Raw genomic sequence first — 18,895 nt, forward strand, 5'->3', positions numbered from 1 at the left:
ATTTCTGTGGCGGATGTTCAGCCAGATGGCTCCGCCTGCAATGAACACAACAAGTGCGATTACAAGGATTGTTTTTACCTCCATGCTTTAATCCTCCTTTTTCTTTTTATTCTTGAAGCCAACAAAACCTAAGACACCGGCACCAAGCACGGAAACCGCCGCCAGCCCGATCCAAAGAGCAGGATTGAAGTCATCCCCTGTTTTCGGTGTTTCTCTCAGTTCGTTGTGCATTTCTACGGTAGCTGTTTCATCTACCTTGATGGTTACCTGCTTATCGGCAGGCAGGATATATCCAGAAGAAACGCTGTCGCTGACCTCAGATACCGTGTATTCGCCAATTCGCAGACCTTCAATGAAGATCTCACCGTTTTTATCGGTCTTAAAGGTCTGGTCATATCCGTTTGTTCCTGTCACACGGAAGGAGAAGCCCTCTACATTTTTGTCAGAAGAAGTTTTTACGATCTTCAGAGAGCCTTTCTGCGCTGCATTGATAAATCCAACACCTGCTTCGTTTTCAACTGTATAGACCTTTCCATCTTCCTCAATGGACACCGGATAAACATTCTCATCCAGCAGGAATCCTTCCGGCGCTGTCTTTTCACGGCCAAGATATTTTCCATAGCGAAGGTCGCTCATCTGGTAAACACCATCGCCCAGTTCGCCCATTTCTCCCAGCAGTTCATCGCCGTCATCCAGTTTTCCGTCACCGTTTTTATCTGCATAGACTTCAAAAACAGCACCGGTCAGCTTATTGTCAGGATAATCTTCATCCACCTTTGCCAGCTCGATGCTGCCGGTAATAAACTCATTGACCAGTTCAATTTCCACAACCTCGTCTACCTTGCGGATGGTTACAGGAATTTCTTCATCGGAAAGTACATAACCCGTCGGGCTTTCAATCTCACGGATGATCCAGTTTCCATATGGCACTTTAGCAAAAGAAAAACTACCGTCATCTTCCGATGTGGTAGTTGCAATCGCTGTTTCGGTTGTAAATTCCTCGGTACCAATCTTAAAGATACCGATAAGCGCACCGCCTAAAGCATTTCCATCCTCATCGGATTTCTTTCCACTGACAGCTCCATAGATCAGATCATTTTCAATGGCTTCACCCTCATTGGCAGTAATGGAAACGACAGCGGTTTCCTGACCGGCGTACTCAAAGACAACCGGGTATTTGGTTTCATTTTTCAGATAGGCCGCATTGGTATTGATTTCCTGTACATAATAGCTGCCCATCGGCAGGTCGCTGACTGCCTTTCCGTGTCCATTCTCATCAAGGGTAATCACCTCGATCAGACCGTCAGCCGGAATGGTCGTTCCATCAGCGGCGGTCAGTTCCTCGGCTGCATAAAGCCCAAAGGAAACATCAAAGATCTCACCGTTGTTTCCAACGCCATAATCCTCATCGACTTCAAGGCTCTTGGTCAGGTCAATTTCAACTTTCTGCCTTTCGTTGTAGAAGCTGGTGGAAGTTTCGGTCACCGCTACTTCCTGACCGGCATAGATAAGCTCAACCGAGTGAATTTCGTCATTGAGAACCATGCCATACGGGGCCGTGATTTCCTTTACTTCATAGCTGCCAAGATACAGTTCCTTGCTGGTTGCCGTCCCGTCTGCACCTGTGGTAATGGTATCCACAACCTCGCCTTTAGAAGCCTGAAGGGTTCCATCCAGTGTATAGATGTCCTCGGCTGCGGTGATCTCATATACCGCACCTTCCAGGCTGCCGACGGCAAAAACAGGCTGATACATTCCTCCAGCTTCCGTAACAGAGCTGAACACTTCGCCGGATTTGGAAATGGTAATGGTTCCTTTCTGGGCTACGTTTTCCCTGACCACCTCAATGACGGTAATGCCGCTTTCCTCAGAAGAATCCTCCTGTACCACATCGAAATAGACAGGTTCAGAATTCAGAACATAGCCATATGGAGCCTGCACTTCAACCAGGGAATATCCGGTTCCATACTCCAGTGTCTGCGGAGTAATCAGTTCGCCGTCTACCGTAGTATAGAACGTGTCAATGGTTGTGACTTCCGGGTAAGTGAAAGTCATCGTTACCAGCTCGCCATTCGGGTCATAGATCTGGAAACCGGCACCGGCATACGGGATGGTGTTGCCTGTTTCAGCGTCTTTCTTCACGATCTTGATATAACTTTCAAAGTTGGCATTATTGATGAGATAACGGTAAGTCTGTCCATCCGAATTGATAAACACATCAAACGGTTTCATCAGCTCACGGCCTTCCCAGCCGGATGTCTGCTTGACCGTATAGATCCCATAAGGCAAGTCCTTTGTCTGGGCAAAACCATTCTCGTCACAAGTCAGAAGATCACGCTCGCTGTCTTTGGCGTCGGCATAACTGTTTGCCGATTTCAAATAGACTTCAAAAACTGCGCCTTCTTCGGGTGTTTCAATCTGGGTTTCTCCGTCATCGGTGTGTTTGATGATCGCAATATTTCCCTTGATTACCTGTTCATTTACATCGTTGGCGGTACTGTTCAGCTCTACGGTATAAAGCTCCGGCTCTGCCCCTACATGATGAATAGTTTCATCAAGCAGATAGCCTTCCGATGGGCTGATTTCACGGATACTCCAGTCATTGCCGCACACATAGTAATCTGTGGTAAACTGTCCGTTTCCGTCTGTGGTGTAAGTGTCAATCAGCTCTTCGCCCTTATAGATGCCATAAACTGCACCGGCAAGGGAAGCATCCCCCTGGGGTGTCCCGGTTTCAGCATCTGTCTTTGTGACAGTTACATTGAATTTTTTGAGGATGTTGGTAAAGCTGCGCTCTGTGACCTTATTCCATTCCACCGGAGCAGTCTGGCTTGCCGGAATCACATAGCGGATGGCGGTATCTACTTCCTCAAGGACATACGGGGTATTGCCGCTGATCAGGATATTTTCAAACTTTGCCACACCCTCGGCATCGGTCACAGCATACTCATCTACCGGTAAACCGCTTAATGATGTTCCGTAAAGGTGGAACGTCACGCCCTCAACCAGACTGTCCTCTGAAGTTTTTACAACTTCAAGGCTGCCTCTTTTCAGCGTATTATTGAAGTTTACCGTGGTGGTCTTGCCGCCGATCAGCGTAATGGTCTGAGTTTCCTGCGGCTCATACTTATCAATGGACTGTTCCGTAATGGTGTAAGTGCCGGGGAACAATCCCTCCACAGTCAGATTGCCGTTTTCGTCTGTGGTAACGGTTTTGTTGAAGTTCTCGCCCTTGATCGTAAAGGAAATACCTGCAACGACGCCGTCCTCAGAGGTCTTTTTCAGTGCGATTGTACCGGTAGGTGTCTCCACATTCAGATATGCTTTTACTGCATCTGCATTTTCCACACCGGTCACAACATCCTGCAGGCTGGGATCACCATAGGCGATCAGTTTTGCGCTGCTGCTGACCGTTGGCACATTGCTTCTTGTGGCGGTAATCCTTACCGAACCGTCAAAGGCTGTTTCGGATGTGATCGTCAGCTTGTTGCCGGATTTGGACACACTCACTTTACTGTCGGATGTGGCAAAGGAATAGTCTGCAAGGACACCATTGTTATCCGTCAGTGTCATGGTGTATTTCCCATCCTGATAGGAAAGCTCTTTTGTAATGTCATCCGCACCACCCGACATAAAACTCGGAATGGTATTGTGTTTGGACAGCAGAGAAACGATCTGGTTATACACCTCGGCAGCACCGCTGTTTGGATAATTGGAACCAAAGTGCAGGCTGTACGCTTTCTGGCTTGTCTGCTGGTAAGCCCCTGTGGACTCACGGCATCCCGTCACAAATTCCCAGACAAGGGTCTGTGTGGCAAGCCATTTCTCATCATCACTTCCCGAAAGATGACTGCGGTTCCCCTGATAGCCATAGAGCAGGGCAAGCCCCACTGCTTTTTTCTGGCTGGAAGAAAGGACATTCCATGTCTGGGAAGAATTTTTCTTGAGGGTATTGCCTGTTTTCAGCGGTACACCCGGCTGAATACAGAACGCATCATCGCCGTCTACATACATACGGTACTTGTAACTGCCTGTTCCGCCTGCGGTATAACCGTCAAACACTGCACTGGAGTTATAGCGCATGGCATTTCCATTCCTGTCATAAGTGAAGTCAAAGGAAATCGTGCCAATATCTCCTGCAGCAAATGCTGTTGTCGCTGGCAGCACAGAGAAGGTTGTGACCGCAGCCATGACAAGGGCCGCAGCCTTTTTGAATAATTTGGGGAATTTCATACATTACCTCCTACTTTTTGTTTGTGAGTTTCTTTACTAACCGAAAAAAGCAGTCTATAACGACTGCCAATTTTTTTCTTTCGGATAGTTTTGGTAGTAATTAGGGGGTGAGGTGTGGAGAGGGGGAAAGCGAAAATATGGCTATCCACACCAACAGGCAGACCTCGCCCTCGATGTGTGGCTATCGTTCCCGGTCTTTGTTTCGCTGCAGGTAGCGGTTGTAAAATTCCAGCGCCTTGACAACAAAATCCGATTCCCTGCCTCTGGGAACGCTCTTGGGAATGAGCTTGGTGATCCGTTCATCACGGAAAGCAGGTTTTTCCCTCTGGTTTGGCTTTTCTTCCTGCATGATTGACTGGATAACCTCATCTGTGAGTTTTCCGTCCTGCATGAACTTTTTCATTTTGATAGCCTGTGCAAGTGACGGAGTCGCATCGTTATACTGCATGGCTTCCAGAAGGGAATACTGCTGTTCATCGGACAGATAAGAGATTTCTACCGCCGGGCGAAAAGCAATCTGCCGTTCATCTACCATCTGCAAGATTTCAGGAACAAGCTCGGTCAATCGTATATACCTTTGGATTTGATTGCGGCTTTCTCCAACTTTTTCAGCTAACTCTGCATCAGAGCGTAACTTTGTCCCCACTGGGGACGAAGTTAAATCCCTTCTTTGGCCCTGTCTGTTCATTGCTTCCAGACGCATTTTATAGGCAAAGGCTTTCTCACTTGGTAAGATCGTTGATCTTTGCAGATTGGACTCGACCATCACAATAATGGCTTCGTCACGGGTCAGCTCCTTCACCTCGCATTTCAGAGTTTCAAGACCAGCAATTTCACATGCCTTTTTGCGCCTGTGGCCGCTGATAAGCTCATACCGCCCATCCTCTTTCAGCCGAACCGTTGCCGGGGTCATCACTCCATTTCGCTTGATGCTCTCAACAAGCTGTTCCATATCCTCATCCAGTAAAACTTTGAACGGATGATCTGGAAACTCGTCAATCTCCGCAATCGGAATGTCCCGTATCTTGCTCAGTTTTGCTTCCGCACGGCTTTCATCCGTCTGGAAAAGGTCATCGTATGCGGTCAGCTCGATTTTGTGTCCGTTGCTTCTCGCCAATTTCTGCCACCTCCTTTCCTAATTGTTCATAGGCAGCGGCTACCTTTCCGCTTTTGTCATAAGCAAAAATGCTCTTTCCCTCTGCGGTAGCTTCTACCGCACGGATAGAATGGGGGATTTCGGTATCAAAAACCTTGATCCTTTGCCCGTATGCACTTTTCACCGAAGCGGTAATTTCTTTTGAAATGTTGGTGCGGGGCATTACCATTGTCATCAGGATACCGTCTATCCGCAGTTTGGGATTGATCTGCCGCTTGACCATAGAAACCGAGCGAAGCAACAGCTCCAGACCTTTCGCTGAAAGATAGTGGGGCTGTGTTGGGATAACCACACTGTCAGCTGCCGCCAGAGCATTGATGGTGATCATGCCAAGAGAGGGCATACAATCAATCAATACATAGTCGTAATTCTTTTTGACCTCATTCACATAGGTTTTCAAAACACGCTCACGGCTCATGGCATTGATCAGCCTGACTTCAAAGCCAGACAGCTCAATATTGGACGGAAGCAGATCCACGCCCTCATTGTGATGCAGGATGCCTTGTGAAACATCAAAGGCTTTATCGTCGATAATGCTTTGCATCACCGTGGAGAGAGTTATGGGAATGTCATCTGGTCTGCTGTACCCCAGAGCCATGGTTAAGTTGGCCTGTGCATCCGCATCAATCAGCAGGATTTTCTTTCCTTGCTTTGCCAGACTGACACCCAGGTTGACTGCTGTGGTTGTCTTTCCCACGCCACCTTTTTGATTGGTCAGAGCAATCACTTTGCAATTTGACATAGGTGCGTCCTCCTTTCTTTTAGATTTAGCCGTCTTGTCAGGGCGGCTATGTAAAGTTCCCCAGAACGCAAAAAAGCCGACTGGTTTTTATACCAATCGGCTATGTAATAGTTCTCCATATTCAGTTATTAACCTTCGCAGCAAACAGCTCCCGTATGTTATCTGTATCCCACTTATCTGGAAACAGCACCGCCATAATCCGAAAAGCATCGTAGAGTCCTGCAATATAAGAGTGCGTAGCATATTCACAATCCTCTTTGTCTCGGCACTCCAAAAGGCGGTTACAGACTTTCCGTTGTTCTGTTGTTAAATCCAGCTGGAGATAATCCCTTTCCGCAATGCCTTCGTTTTCCGAGTCTTTCTGATAAGTCATATCTGCTTCCAATAGTGAATGGATTGTTTGCTCCCGTAGTGTTTCAACAGCTACTTTGAATAATTCTTTTAGGTCTATTTCATTCATCCTGCCCTCCCATATAAACTGTTTTTATTTTTTTAAGAGGAGCATTAATTACCTTAAAAATCAGTTCATCGACACAATCCGTATATCGGCCTTGCTGGAGCAGCAGATTTTTTAACTCTACAAGACTCTGAAGCAAAAGGCTTCTATCGTGGCTATCCACATAAACATGAAATGTTTTTTCTCTCATACGATGCACCTCCGTTTCTTCACCTTCATTATATGTATAAGTGACAAACAGCTCAAATGTGGAATTTTGTTTGTAAAAATAAGCGCATCACTATTTCTAATGATACGCTTATGATTTTAGATAACCTCAAAATACTTCAATGCATCTTTGATAGCTTCCACTTTCTCCGCTGTCGGATGTTTCCTCGGTTGTTTCAATTCTTCTACCGCATTAGGAGCGTCATACATCGGCAAGCCCAGACTTCTCTTTACCTCTGCTATATAAGCAGTATGTACCTTGAAACCATATTTAGCTTCTATGTATTCCTTTATCTTTTTGTATGTAACTCGCTCTTTCGGCTTGTACGCTTCGGCTCTCTTTACGATATTATCCAGCGGTACTTTTCCCTCACCCTCACCAAACTCAACTTTTACGTTGATATGTCCGTCTGGCTTTTTGTGGGAAAGCAGTACTACCGTCTCAACGTGCACCCCCATAGGGAACTGATCCACAGCCCTCCCTCTCACCAGCTCATACCCCGCCCCGCTAAGATACTTCAAATCCCGGGCCAAAGTAGCCGAGTCACAGCTCACATAAACAATCCGATCCGGTTCCATTTCCACCATTGTCTCCAGCAGCGACTCCTCACAGCCCTTCCTGGGAGGATCAACCACTATCACATCGGCATGAGCCTTCTCCCCCGGATGTTCCTTGACATACCGTCTATAATACTCCGGCAGCACATCCTCCGCTCTTCCGATATAAAATTCCGCATTCCCAATACCATTAATCTTAGCATTATTCCTTGCATCTTCAATTGCCTGAGGTACAATCTCCACCCCATAGACCTGTTTTGCCTTCTGGGCCAGAAACAGTGAAATCGTTCCGATCCCGCAGTACAGGTCCCAAACGGTCTCGTTCCCCTTAAGCCCCGCATACTCCAAGGCCAGGCCATAAAGCTTCTCCGTCTGTACCGGATTGACCTGGTAAAAGGACAGCGGCGATATCTGATATTTTATACTGCCAATATAATCCGTAATAAATCCCTGCCCCCACAGAACCTCGTAACTATCTCCCATAATAACGTTGGTATTCTTTCGATTCACGCTGACCGATACACTTGTCATTCCAGGAATCTTCCGCAGTTCTTTTATCAGTACCTCACTATGTGGAATCATTTTCCCGTTAATCACCAGACATACCATGATTTCCTTTGTTACAAATCCATATCGGATCAACGCATGACGGATCAGCCCATGGCCCGTCTTTTCGTCGTAAGCCGCAATGCCATATTCTTTCATAAAGGCAAGTATCAGCTCAAGAATCTGCTGATTGACCGGCACACCAAGCGCACAGTCTGTATTGGCAATAATATCATGGGTCCGGCCTGCATAAAAGCCGGTTATGGGGTTCCCATCCTTATCCGTCCCAAAGGGAAACTGCGCCTTATTCCTATAATAAAAGGGTTCCTCCATTCCAAGTGCAGGTTCCATAATCCGCTCCAGCAGCTCCGTAGCAAACCCGCCAATCCGTTCCAGATTTCCTTTTACCTTCTTTTCCTTGAATTCCAGCTGTTTCTCATAAGCCAGCTCCTGTATCTGGCAGCCTCCGCATTTACGGGCAAACCGGCATTTCGGTATAACACGGTCGGCTGACGGCTCTATGATATCCATTAGCCTTGCATACCCGTAATTCTTTTTCGCTTTCATAAGCTTTGCCTTCACGACATCGCCAATCACCGCATCTTTAATAAATAAGGTATAGCCATTCACTTTGCCTATACCTTCTCCATTCACACCCATATCTTCAATTGTCACTGTGACAATATCATTTTTCTGCATAACTAAACTCCTCTAATACGTTTTTGAGTGCGTCTGACAATTCACAATCACTGCCTGATTCGCTTTAATCTGCATAATCAGGCTGAAGTGCAATTGGTCAAACACACTCTGGAATACCTCTTTATGTAACAGTTCAGACAATTCAGAACTGTTACGCATCGAGCCATTGTAATCGCTTTGCGATGGGCTGGATGCCTGGGCCTCCTCCACATTTTCGCAGGATCCGCATAACAATTGCTTTTATATAGAAGTTTTTCTTAAATTAGACTCAAACAGCCGATTATATCCCAGCCAGTCTGTTCCCGTCTTGTCCTTGAATATTTCCGTCAGCGTCTGCATCTTCGCGTCTGCATTATCTGCCAGGTTCAGTGCCATGGCCTCCGCCAGAGCCGGCTTTTTCGGAGATCCATATTCGAGTTCTCCATGATGTGCGATGATACAGTGTTTCAGCTCGCTCGCCAGCTTTTCCGGAAAGCCTGGAATCGCGCGGACTGCCTCACTTACCATTTCCACACCGATGATAATATGTCCCAGCAGCTGCCCGTCATCGGTATAATCATTGTCCGGAAATGCGGACAGTTCTTTTGTTTTTCCTATATCATGGCAGATCGCAGATGCATAGAGCAGGTCTTTATTCAAGATCTCATAGGCTCCGGCAAAGTATTCACACATTTTTACCACGCTCAGCGTATGCTCCAGCAACCCTCCGGCAAAACCATGATGGACTGTCTTCGCTGCAGAATGTCCTTTAAAGGCCGTTATGAATTCTTCATCCTCCACAAAGTAATATTCCACTGCCTGACGCAGGTAATCGTTGGATATCTGGCGTATATAGGAACGCAGCTCCTCAAACATACCGTCCACACTCTTATCGGATGTCGGCATATAATCAGCCGGGTCGTATTCCCCCTCTGCGGCTTTTCTTATCTGTTTAATATTGAGCTGCCGATTGTTATTGTAGCTGATGACCTCGCCGAATACTTCAATAAAATCTTTCTCATCATAATCGGCTATTCCCTGGGAATTGGGATCCCATACTTTTCCGTCCAGAGTTCCTGTTTTATCTTGAAGCAGCAGGTTATCATAGGGCTTTCCATTCCTTGTCTCCGCGGAACGCTTAACCTTGCAAAGATAAATGCAGCGTATCGTCTCTCCTTCGTGTAAATCATTAATATATCTCATCATATCCTCCCATAATTGAGGCTGCCATCTACCCGGCAGCCTTTCTAAGTTTCCTTTTTATCGTTTATTCCTGACTTCCAATTGTAACAGTAAAGTCTATATCCACATACCCATTCGCCCCGCGGCGCTTACCTTTTATCTTGACGTTTTCTCCTGCTTTGCAGCTTATAACCGCCTTCTCATAGGATAAGGTATTCGATATCTTTGTGCCCGCAACTTCCTGAATAATATCTCCATTCTGTATTCCTGCAGACATGGCCGGGGAATCCGGATTGATCTCCATCACGTAAACCCCTGCGGGCATGTCCTGCGCTTCTGACAGAGTATCGTTGATCGTTGTGCCGTAAATACCTACATACGGTACGCTCTCCCCGTTCACCAGCAGTTCAATTGTGGCCTTTAAATCAGAGATCGCCAGGGCCTTGGCGGTATTGTTCTGCGCGCCGCCCCAGATTCCTGGGTCGATCATGCCGATTACTTCGCCATTCATATTGAATAGTATCCCTGTACCTCCGGCTTCTGACGGAATATCGGTGGCCAGAATGCTTCGCTGACCGTCAGCCTGAGTTTCGTCGTAAGAGTTGGAACTTACAACTCCATATCCAACTCCGTCCGCATACCCGAATGTATTGCCAAGGGCGAGAACCACATCCCCCTTAGTCGTAATGTTGGAATTTCCGAGAACCGCTACTTTCACAGCGTTCCAGGTCGTATTTGTAATCTTGGCCCGCGGGATCGCAAACACTGCAAATCCGCTGTTCTTGTCCTGCTTCTTCAAGGAGGCTCCGTACTGGCTGTCATCAGCAAAGGTGATCTTCCACTTTTCAGCATCCTGACATACGGAACTATCACAGAGTATCAACAGCTCCTGCCCGTTATCGGCGGCAATAAGTCCTGCAACACCTGCACCAGGACCGGTATCCACAGAGAATGCCGTGTCTTCTCTGACCGGATTCACAGAAACCACACACTTGTCCGCCTCTTTTGCAGTCTCGTACACACTTTTCATGATTTCCTGAAAACTGTCGGCATCAAGTACAGGCGGCACCGTCTCTCCTTCGGTAGATTCTGCGGTCTGCTGCTCGTCCGTCTCCTCTTCGTCCTCCGGTATCGTTACGGTCTTGGGATTCCCCTGAAATTTGCTCTGCGCCCATGGTTTAAGCGCAAAAAAACTAAGGCAGGCGAACGCCCCGAAAATCAGTCCATATATCCCCACTCTCGCAAGCTGTGTGAGGATTTTCTTTCTGGTGACTGGTTTGGGTTTAATCGTCTCCTGCAGGAAAGAAAACTGTTCTTCCTTCTGCTCCTCATGGCCCTGGTCCGGCTTCTGTTTCGGATCTTCATCGTACGGCATAGACTCTAATCTCCTTTAGTTTATAGTATAACCGATTCATACGGATTGTTCAATATTTATCCTTTTCAATATGCGTTAAATAGGGTAGAATGTTACTGTACACCATTCGGGCGTGTACAGTAAACGAGAGAATTTACCTGTGAACTCAGACAAAAGGTGAAAAAGATGAATCAAAAGACTTTAAATAAACTAGAATACAATAAAATCATAGCTATATTGGAGGAGCAGGCCTCTTCTATGAGAGGCAGGCAGCTCTGCCGCAAACTGAAGCCCATGACCGATCTGGAACGCATCAACACGTGCCAGGAACAGACCTCAGCTGCATTTACCAGGATTATAAAAAAAGGTCGACTTTCTTTAAGCGACGCATTCCCTGTAGGTGAATCCCTTAAGCGGCTGGAGATCGGCGGTACCCTCGGCAGCGGTGAATTGCTCCGCATATGTAAGCTTCTGAAAACAGCCGCACGCGCCAAGTCATACGGGCGCCACGATACACAGGATGATCTGGCGGACTGCCTGGATGTGTATTTTGAACAGTTGGAACCTTTGACGCCTCTTACCACAGAGATTGAACGCTGTATCCAGGGGGAGGACGAGATCAGCGACGATGCCAGCAGTACTTTGAAGGGTATCCGCCGCAGCATTGGCTCCCTGAATGATAAGGTGCACTCTACGCTGACGAATCTTGTCAACGGATCGTTGCGCACCTATCTGCAGGATCCGATCATCACCATGCGCGGAGACCGTTACTGTGTCCCTGTCAAGGCCGAATACCGAAACCAGGTGAATGGAATGATCCATGACCAGTCTTCTACCGGATCCACCTTATTCATAGAACCGATGGCTGTGGTCCGGCTGAATAATGATTTGAAAGAACTGTATGCAAAGGAGCAGGAAGAGATCCAGGTAATTCTTGCACGGCTGAGCGAAGACACTGCATTATATATAGAAGAAATCCGTAACAACTACAAACTTCTGACCGATCTGGACTTTATCTTTGCAAAAGGCTCCCTGGCCCTTTCCATGAATGCAAGCCGGCCGGTCCTGAATCAAGAGGGGCGCATCCGCATCCGGGAAGGACGCCATCCACTGCTGGATCCACGTAAGGTAGTCCCCATCTCCGTGACGCTGGGAGAGGATTTCACCCTGCTGATTATAACCGGCCCCAACACCGGCGGCAAGACAGTCTCGCTCAAGACAGTGGGCCTGTTCACACTTATGGGCCAGGCCGGCCTGCACATTCCTGCAGGAGACCGCTCAGAGCTTGCGATCTTCCGCCAGGTCTACGCAGATATCGGAGACGAACAGAGTATCGAGCAGAGCCTGAGTACCTTTTCGTCCCACATGACAAACATTGTCTCCTTTCTGCAGGAAGTGGATGAGCACTCTCTGGTGCTCTTTGATGAATTGGGCGCCGGCACCGATCCTACCGAAGGAGCCGCACTGGCGATTGCCATTTTATCACACCTGCATAAACGTAACATCCGCACCATGGCAACCACGCACTACAGTGAGTTAAAGGTCTATGCCCTCTCAACCCCCGGCGTTGAAAATGCCTGCTGTGAATTTGACGTAGAGAGCCTGAAGCCCACTTACCGCCTGCTGATCGGTATCCCGGGAAAGAGTAACGCATTTGCCATCTCCGGAAAGCTGGGGCTTCCGGATTATATCATAGAGGACGCAAAGCAGCATCTGACAGAACAGGATGCATCCTTTGAGGATCTGCTGACCGACCTGGAATCCAGCAAGCGCACCATTGAAAAAGAACGAGAGGCCATCGAGACCTATAAACGGGAAGTGGAAGCCTTGAAAAACCAGGCAAAACAAAAGCAGGCAAAGATCGAGGAGCAACGGGAGCGTATCCTCAAGGAGGCAAACGAAAAGGCCGGAACCATTTTACGGGAAGCAAAAGAACTGGCCGATGAAACAATCAGGAATTTCCAGAAGTTCGGCAAAGAAGGCATCTCAGCAGCCGAGATGGAGAAAGAGCGTGCGCGGCTCCGCCAGAAGCTGAAAGAGACATCCTCTTCCGGCACAATGACCGTCAAGAAGCCTAAAAAAGCATATAAACCGAGTGATTTTAAACTCGGGGAATCCGTAAAGGTACTGAGCATGAACCTGACCGGAACCGTCAGTTCCATGCCGGATTCCCGCGGCAATCTGACGGTGCAGATGGGGATCCTCCGGTCGCAGGTGAACATCTCCGATCTGGAGATCATAGAAGAGCCGGCGTCCTACACCGTTAAGAGTATGAAACGTACCTCGAAAGGAAAGCTGAAGATGAGCAAATCCTTGTCCGTCAGCCCGGAAATCAATCTCCTTGGGAAAACAGTGGATGAGGCAGTATCCGAGCTGGATAAGTACCTGGACGATGCCATACTCTCTCATTTAAGTACCGTCCGTGTTGTACATGGAAAAGGCACCGGCGCGCTCCGCAAGGGAATCCACGAATTCCTGCGCCGCCAAAAACACGTCAAATCCTATCGTCTCGGAGAGTTCGGCGAGGGAGATGCCGGAGTCACAATCGTAGAACTGAAATAGCAAGGAGGCTAATCATGGTTGCAAAACAAAAGATTTTAATTGTCGATGACGACGAAAATATCGCAGAACTTATTTCCCTTTATCTCGTAAAGGAATGCTTTGATACAAAGATTGTATATAATGGAGAGGATGCGCTCTCCGCCTATGAAACCTATCATCCCAACCTGATTCTCCTTGATCTGATGCTTCCGGGAATCGACGGGTACCAGGTGTGCCGTGAGATCCGCGCCAAATCCTCTACGCCGATCATCATGCTTTCCGCAAAAGGAGAAGTCTTTGATAAAGTACTCGGACTTGAGCTCGGCGCCGACGACTATATTATGAAGCCCTTTGATTCCAAGGAAATGGTCGCACGGGTCCGCGCAGTCCTGCGCAGGTATCAGCCCGTCAAACCCGAGGAGCCCGCGGAAGATAAGACAAAATGCGTTGAATACGACGGCCTCACGATCAATCTGACCAACTATTCCGTTGTCTGCGACGGGCATCCCGTAGATATGCCTCCCAAGGAACTGGAGCTGCTTTATTTCCTGGCTGCGTCCCCGAATCAGGTGTTCACACGGGAACAGCTCCTCGACCAGATCTGGGGATATGAATACATCGGAGACACTCGGACCGTCGACGTCCATATTAAGCGGCTGCGGGAAAAGATCAAGGATCATCCATCCTGGGGACTCAGCACCGTCTGGGGCATTGGTTACAAGTTTGAGGTCAAATAGCAGCGTGCCGCAGCGCACCTGATGCAAAAGGAAGTGCAGCATGAAAAGTACTTTGTACTTAAAGTTTATTGTCATTTATATCATATTTGGTTTCCTGAGCTTCTTCACCGTGGGAATTCTGTCCAGCCAGCTCGTGCTGGACAGGCTGGAAAAGAACGATTCCCAGAATCTTTACCGTCAGGCCAATCTGGTTGCCAGCGATTACCTGCCCTCCTACTTCACCGGGGATTCCACCTCATATGCGGTACATTCGCAGTTGAACGGTATGAATCTTTATCTGAATTCTTCGCTTTGGTTTGTGGAGTCGGACGGTACTATGATCACCTCCTCTAATCTGGACAATACAAAGGCGCCCGAGGCCATCGACGATTTTGACCCGGCGGAGATCGGGAGCAATCAGTATATCACCGGAGATTATCACGGTTACTTCAATGAGGATATGATCACTGTTATGGCGCCGGTAACGCAGGGTTTTTATATCAAAGGATATATCCTGATCCACAAGCCCGTTTCTGCGATCCAGGAGGTATGCAGCCAGATGATGTTCCCGATCTACATTACTGTCGCCGTGATTTTCCTGCTCTCCTTTCTACTTCTGCTGGGATTCCATTTCTTCATATACCGCCCCCTGCGCACCATCACGGAGGCGGCGACTCAGTATGCATCTGGCAACCTGACCTATGAGATTCCGGTCTTTACCCATGATGAGATCGGTTATCTGTCCGCGTCCCTGAACTATATGTCCTCACAGCTCAAGGACATGGAAGAATACCAGAAAAAAATCGTGGCAAACGTATCCCACGACTTCCGATCCCCGCTGACGTCGATCAAGGGCTATGTACAGGCCATGACGGACGGCACCATCCCGCCTGAGCTCCACGGAAAATATCTCAGCATTATCCTGTTCGAGACAGAGCGGCTGACTGACCTGACCAAGGACCTGCTTACCCTTAATGAATTCGATACAAAAGAACTACTTCTGCATAAAACAGAGTTTGATATCCAGGAAATGATCAAGAATACCGCTGCCTCATTTGAAGGCGCATGTACGAACAAGCGGATCTCTATCGAACTTCTCCTGCTTCCGGATGTACAGCTTGTATACGCGGACAGACGTAAAATCCAGCAGGTACTTTACAACTTGATGGACAACGCCATTAAATTCAGTGAGAATGAATCCACCGTAACAGTAGAAGTCACAGGCAGAAGCGAAAAGGTCTTCATATCCGTCAAAGACTCCGGCCTCGGAATTCCCCGCAAAGAATTGAATAAGATCTGGGAGCGCTTCTACAAATCCGATCTCTCCCGCGGCAAAGACAAGAAGGGGACCGGCCTTGGCCTTGCAATCGTTAAAGAAGCCATACAGGCTCACGATGAACACATCAACGTCATAAGCACAGAGGGTGTCGGAACCGAATTCATCTTCTCTCTCAGCCGGGCAGATTCCGGCAGATAAGCGAAAAAAGCAGCTGCAAAATAGCATATTGCTATCTGCGGCTGCTTCTTTATACTCTATTTATCTTCTTAAGCAATCTATTCATACAGCATATTCTGTATGGATTCCTCTTCCATGTTCTCCTGCGTAACCCAGATATACCCGGTATTTACCTCGGCCTCATTGCCCACTTCCAGGACCGTACGTGCCGCTGCGATCACGGATGCATATCCAATGCCGAAGGGATTCTGTACAACCAGGCCTTTAATCTCTCCGTCCCGGAGGGCATCCAGCTGTTCTTTTCCTGCATCGAATCCCATTAGAACGATTTCTTCTGTTTTCTCTGCATGGCTGAGTGCGGATACTGCCAGCTGAGTAGCTGTTACATTGGTTCCAAAGCAGCCTTTGATCTCAGGATGCTTTTCCAGATAATATTGGATCACATCCTCATCTGTGAGGCTGTCCGCAGTGACTTCCTTGGCTTGTTCCTTTTCTTCCTTAACCTCTTCTTTGTCGTCCTTAACTGGTTCTTTATCTTCCTTAACTTGTTCTTTGTCGTCCTTATCCTCTTTGTCTTCTTTATTGGCCTTATTCTGCTCCTCTGCGATGGCCTTCTTCATATCATCCATCTTATCCAGGTAAAGCGTTTCGGCAATTGTGACATCCGGATGGCCGCTTTCGATCTCATTCTTAAAACTGCTTTCGCGCTCCCTGCCTGTAGCTGACTTCGAATCATGCACCAGAAGCAGGATACTGCCTTTATCCTCTATCTCGTCACAGAGTTTATAGGCGCCGGTTCTTGCCGCCTCCTCGTTGTCAGTCTTAATGGTGCACTGTATCCCCTGATAGGAATTTCCCGAGTCCAGCGCGATAATCGGAATCCCGTTCTCCGTTGCCAGGTCAAACTGTACCGTACACGCCTCAGCATCAATGCTTGCAATCCCCAAAGCATCCGGATAGCGGGCCAGTTCCTCATCCAGAATATTTACCTGCTCGTCAATGTCTTCCACTCCGCCCGGAGCATTATAGGTCACCTTTACTTTGTCATCCCCGCTGTATCCCAGCGCCTTATTCAAATCCTCGGCAGCCTGTTCAACCCCTCTTTTAATCTCTTTCCAGTAGGCAGAGCTGTTATCCTTTCCTATAATAGAAATATAGGAGCCAGGTTCAAGCTTCAGGCCCTCTGCGTTATCATATGCTGACGGGGAAATCGCATTCAGGTTCCCCTGATATGGCGGTTCCTCTGTAGTATCTCCGGTAAAGGTAGGAGTGTCCTCCTTCTTGCTGCAAGCACAAACGGTCAAAATGATGCATAACATCGCAGTAGTGATGATTGTCCATTTTCTCTTCATAAAATAACTGCCTCCAGATTTTATATGCTGTCCCAGATTATTACCTATATACTATACACTAATCTTGTGAAAAAAAAAGGAATATTTTCTTAAATTTAATAAATTTTATGAAAATACCGGAAACTTGATGCCTGGAAGTCCTATCCGTATTCAAGATAAATGCTTATTGAAAATTGTACCTGATTTAAAGCATAAAACTGCTTGTATATTTATCCCGTTTGTATTAGAATGGGGATAGTGGCAGTACGAATGATGCGGCTGCCCATTTATATCATAAAGGAGGATACATACTATGGCACACGTAATTAATGATGAATGTGTAAGCTGTGGTTCTTGCGAAGGCGAATGCCCAGTAGGAGCTATCGCAGAAGGCGACGGCAAATACGTAATCGACGCTGATGCTTGCGTAGATTGTGGAGCATGTGAAGCAGCCTGTCCTACAGGTGCTATCGTAGCAGAATAATTTCAAAAATATACCGCAAAGTGATCACAAAGCAAAAGGGCGGCCACACGACTTGTTTCGTGTGGCCGCCCTTATTAACGGACAGCCTTGTGGACAATGAGCAATGCCGCAAGGCAGATTACCGCAGTTGATCCTATGCCTGCCCTCGTCCCCAAAATCTGGCTAAACAGCCCAATTGCCCAGCTGCCAGCTGCGCCGCCAAGCGCAGCAAATGCAAAGAAAGCGCCCATTGTGACCGCTGTGTTCTCATGACACTCGACCGAGATCCCCGCCCCCAGCGTCGGGAAAATTACCGACAGGAAAAGTCCGGATAATGGCAGAAGCACTGCTGCTTCCCCCGGTAATGTAACACCCAGAATAATACACAAGGCGGACAAAGAAAAATGCGCGATTAATACTCTTCTAATGCCGAATCTGTCAACATACATACTCCCGATAAACCGGCCTGCAGTCAGAAAAACAAAGAACAGGCTCAGCCAAAGCGCCGCCTGTTTCAGCGCCTGTCCCTTCTCATCTACAAAAAATGCAGTGATCCAGGTGATAATACCGGCTTCAGCCGCAATATACAGGGTTGCCAATGCATAATATTTTCCTGCCTTCTTAATAAGCATCGCTCTCAGAATGTCCTTGATTCTTAATGGACTGTCGTCAAGATAGGCCTGTTTTGGGTAACCCGTCTTGAGAAACAAAAGAACCGCCGCCAAAATAACTGGCAGTATGATCATAAATGCAGTCTTATAATCTCCGCCCTTCCTTAAGATCAGCCCAAAGGCGGCAGGTCCTATGATTGCGCCGATACCATGCATCCCCGCCACCAAATTGGTATATTTTCCTCTTTTTTCTTCTGGATAAATGTCCGCAACCGTCGTATTTCCTGCATACTCATAAAGCCCCAGTGAAAAGCCGATCAACAGGATGCCGATTAAAAATACGTATATATTCGGGGCGCAGGTATAAATGAAAATTCCTGCTGCAATGTTAACATTTGAAACAATAAGAGCTGTCCTCCTGTGGATTTTACCTGTCATACTCCCAAAAAAGAGAGAAGAAGCACAATATCCTATGTAGTGAACCACCATCAAAGCGCCGCCGACACCATAGCTGACTTTAAAAGCACTCGTAACATCCGTCAGCGTTGCCCCTCTAACAGAATCGCAATACCCAAAAAGGAAAAAGCATATCATCACGCCTGCTGTCACGGCTCTCAATCTGTTGTTTTCTGTCTTCATTTCTTCTTTCTCCTTTTTCATCTAT

General features: G+C 47.5%; 14 protein-coding genes. 4 read left to right on the forward strand and 10 right to left on the reverse strand.

The window, feature by feature from the left end; genetic code table 11:
* Positions 1–87: 87 nt before the first annotated feature.
* From ARB69_RS04785 to ARB69_RS04820, 8 genes are all read right to left on the reverse strand, one after another.
* Positions 88–4,233: a SpaA isopeptide-forming pilin-related protein gene (locus tag ARB69_RS04785; protein WP_055151461.1), complete on the reverse strand. Its 4,146-nt coding sequence runs from the start codon at positions 4,231–4,233 to the stop codon at positions 88–90.
* 181 nt (positions 4,234–4,414) lie between these two features.
* Positions 4,415–5,350, reverse strand: a complete 936-nt coding sequence (locus tag ARB69_RS04790) for a ParB/RepB/Spo0J family partition protein (protein WP_002607890.1) — start codon at positions 5,348–5,350, stop codon at positions 4,415–4,417.
* On the reverse strand, positions 5,304–6,131 hold the full coding sequence (locus ARB69_RS04795; RefSeq protein ID WP_032512168.1) for a ParA family protein: 828 nt from the start codon (positions 6,129–6,131) through the stop codon (positions 5,304–5,306). Before ARB69_RS04795 ends, ARB69_RS04790 begins: the two co-directional genes overlap by 47 nt.
* 121 nt (positions 6,132–6,252) lie before the next feature.
* On the reverse strand, positions 6,253–6,591 hold the full coding sequence (locus ARB69_RS04800) for a hypothetical protein (protein ID WP_003433178.1): 339 nt from the start codon (positions 6,589–6,591) through the stop codon (positions 6,253–6,255).
* Complete coding sequence (locus ARB69_RS04805; RefSeq protein WP_003433173.1) at positions 6,584–6,778, reverse strand: hypothetical protein; 195 nt, start codon at positions 6,776–6,778, stop codon at positions 6,584–6,586. The genes ARB69_RS04800 and ARB69_RS04805 overlap by 8 nt, the downstream gene beginning before the upstream one ends.
* A gap of 116 nt (positions 6,779–6,894) precedes the next feature.
* Positions 6,895–8,598, reverse strand: coding sequence for a 23S rRNA (uracil(1939)-C(5))-methyltransferase RlmD (rlmD, locus tag ARB69_RS04810; protein WP_055151464.1), 1,704 nt, complete (start codon positions 8,596–8,598; stop codon positions 6,895–6,897).
* Positions 8,599–8,838: 240 nt separating this feature from the next.
* Complete coding sequence (locus tag ARB69_RS04815) at positions 8,839–9,780, reverse strand: 3'-5' exoribonuclease YhaM family protein (protein ID WP_055151467.1); 942 nt, start codon at positions 9,778–9,780, stop codon at positions 8,839–8,841.
* A gap of 64 nt (positions 9,781–9,844) precedes the next feature.
* The gene (locus ARB69_RS04820; RefSeq protein ID WP_055151470.1) at positions 9,845–11,134 is read right to left on the reverse strand and encodes a S1C family serine protease; all 1,290 of its coding nucleotides are present in this window, start codon (positions 11,132–11,134) and stop codon (positions 9,845–9,847) included.
* 165 nt (positions 11,135–11,299) lie between these two features.
* On the opposite strand from ARB69_RS04820, the gene ARB69_RS04825 reads away from it, so the two are divergent.
* The 3 genes from ARB69_RS04825 to ARB69_RS04835 are packed head-to-tail and all read left to right on the forward strand — an operon-like array spanning position 11,300 to position 15,847.
* Positions 11,300–13,675: an endonuclease MutS2 gene (locus tag ARB69_RS04825; protein ID WP_055151473.1), complete on the forward strand. Its 2,376-nt coding sequence runs from the start codon at positions 11,300–11,302 to the stop codon at positions 13,673–13,675.
* 14 nt (positions 13,676–13,689) lie between these two features.
* Complete coding sequence (locus ARB69_RS04830; protein WP_050640712.1) at positions 13,690–14,391, forward strand: response regulator transcription factor; 702 nt, start codon at positions 13,690–13,692, stop codon at positions 14,389–14,391.
* Between the two features lie 40 nt (positions 14,392–14,431).
* Positions 14,432–15,847, forward strand: a complete 1,416-nt coding sequence (locus ARB69_RS04835; protein WP_050640713.1) for a sensor histidine kinase — start codon at positions 14,432–14,434, stop codon at positions 15,845–15,847.
* A 77-nt stretch (positions 15,848–15,924) separates the two neighbouring features.
* Here the strand turns inward: ARB69_RS04835 and ARB69_RS04840 are convergent, their stop codons facing one another.
* Positions 15,925–17,178, reverse strand: a complete 1,254-nt coding sequence (locus ARB69_RS04840) for a substrate-binding domain-containing protein (RefSeq protein ID WP_055151475.1) — start codon at positions 17,176–17,178, stop codon at positions 15,925–15,927.
* 292 nt (positions 17,179–17,470) lie between these two features.
* Between ARB69_RS04840 and ARB69_RS04845 the strand changes: the two genes are divergently transcribed.
* The gene (locus ARB69_RS04845; protein WP_025655834.1) at positions 17,471–17,641 is read left to right on the forward strand and encodes a DUF362 domain-containing protein; all 171 of its coding nucleotides are present in this window, start codon (positions 17,471–17,473) and stop codon (positions 17,639–17,641) included.
* A 74-nt stretch (positions 17,642–17,715) separates the two neighbouring features.
* Here the strand turns inward: ARB69_RS04845 and ARB69_RS04850 are convergent, their stop codons facing one another.
* Positions 17,716–18,870, reverse strand: coding sequence for an MFS transporter (locus tag ARB69_RS04850; protein WP_157355616.1), 1,155 nt, complete (start codon positions 18,868–18,870; stop codon positions 17,716–17,718).
* Between the last annotated feature and the right edge of the window lie 25 nt (positions 18,871–18,895).

The organism is Faecalicatena contorta, assembly GCF_001404335.1.
GTDB lineage: Bacteria > Bacillota > Clostridia > Lachnospirales > Lachnospiraceae > Faecalicatena > Faecalicatena contortus_B.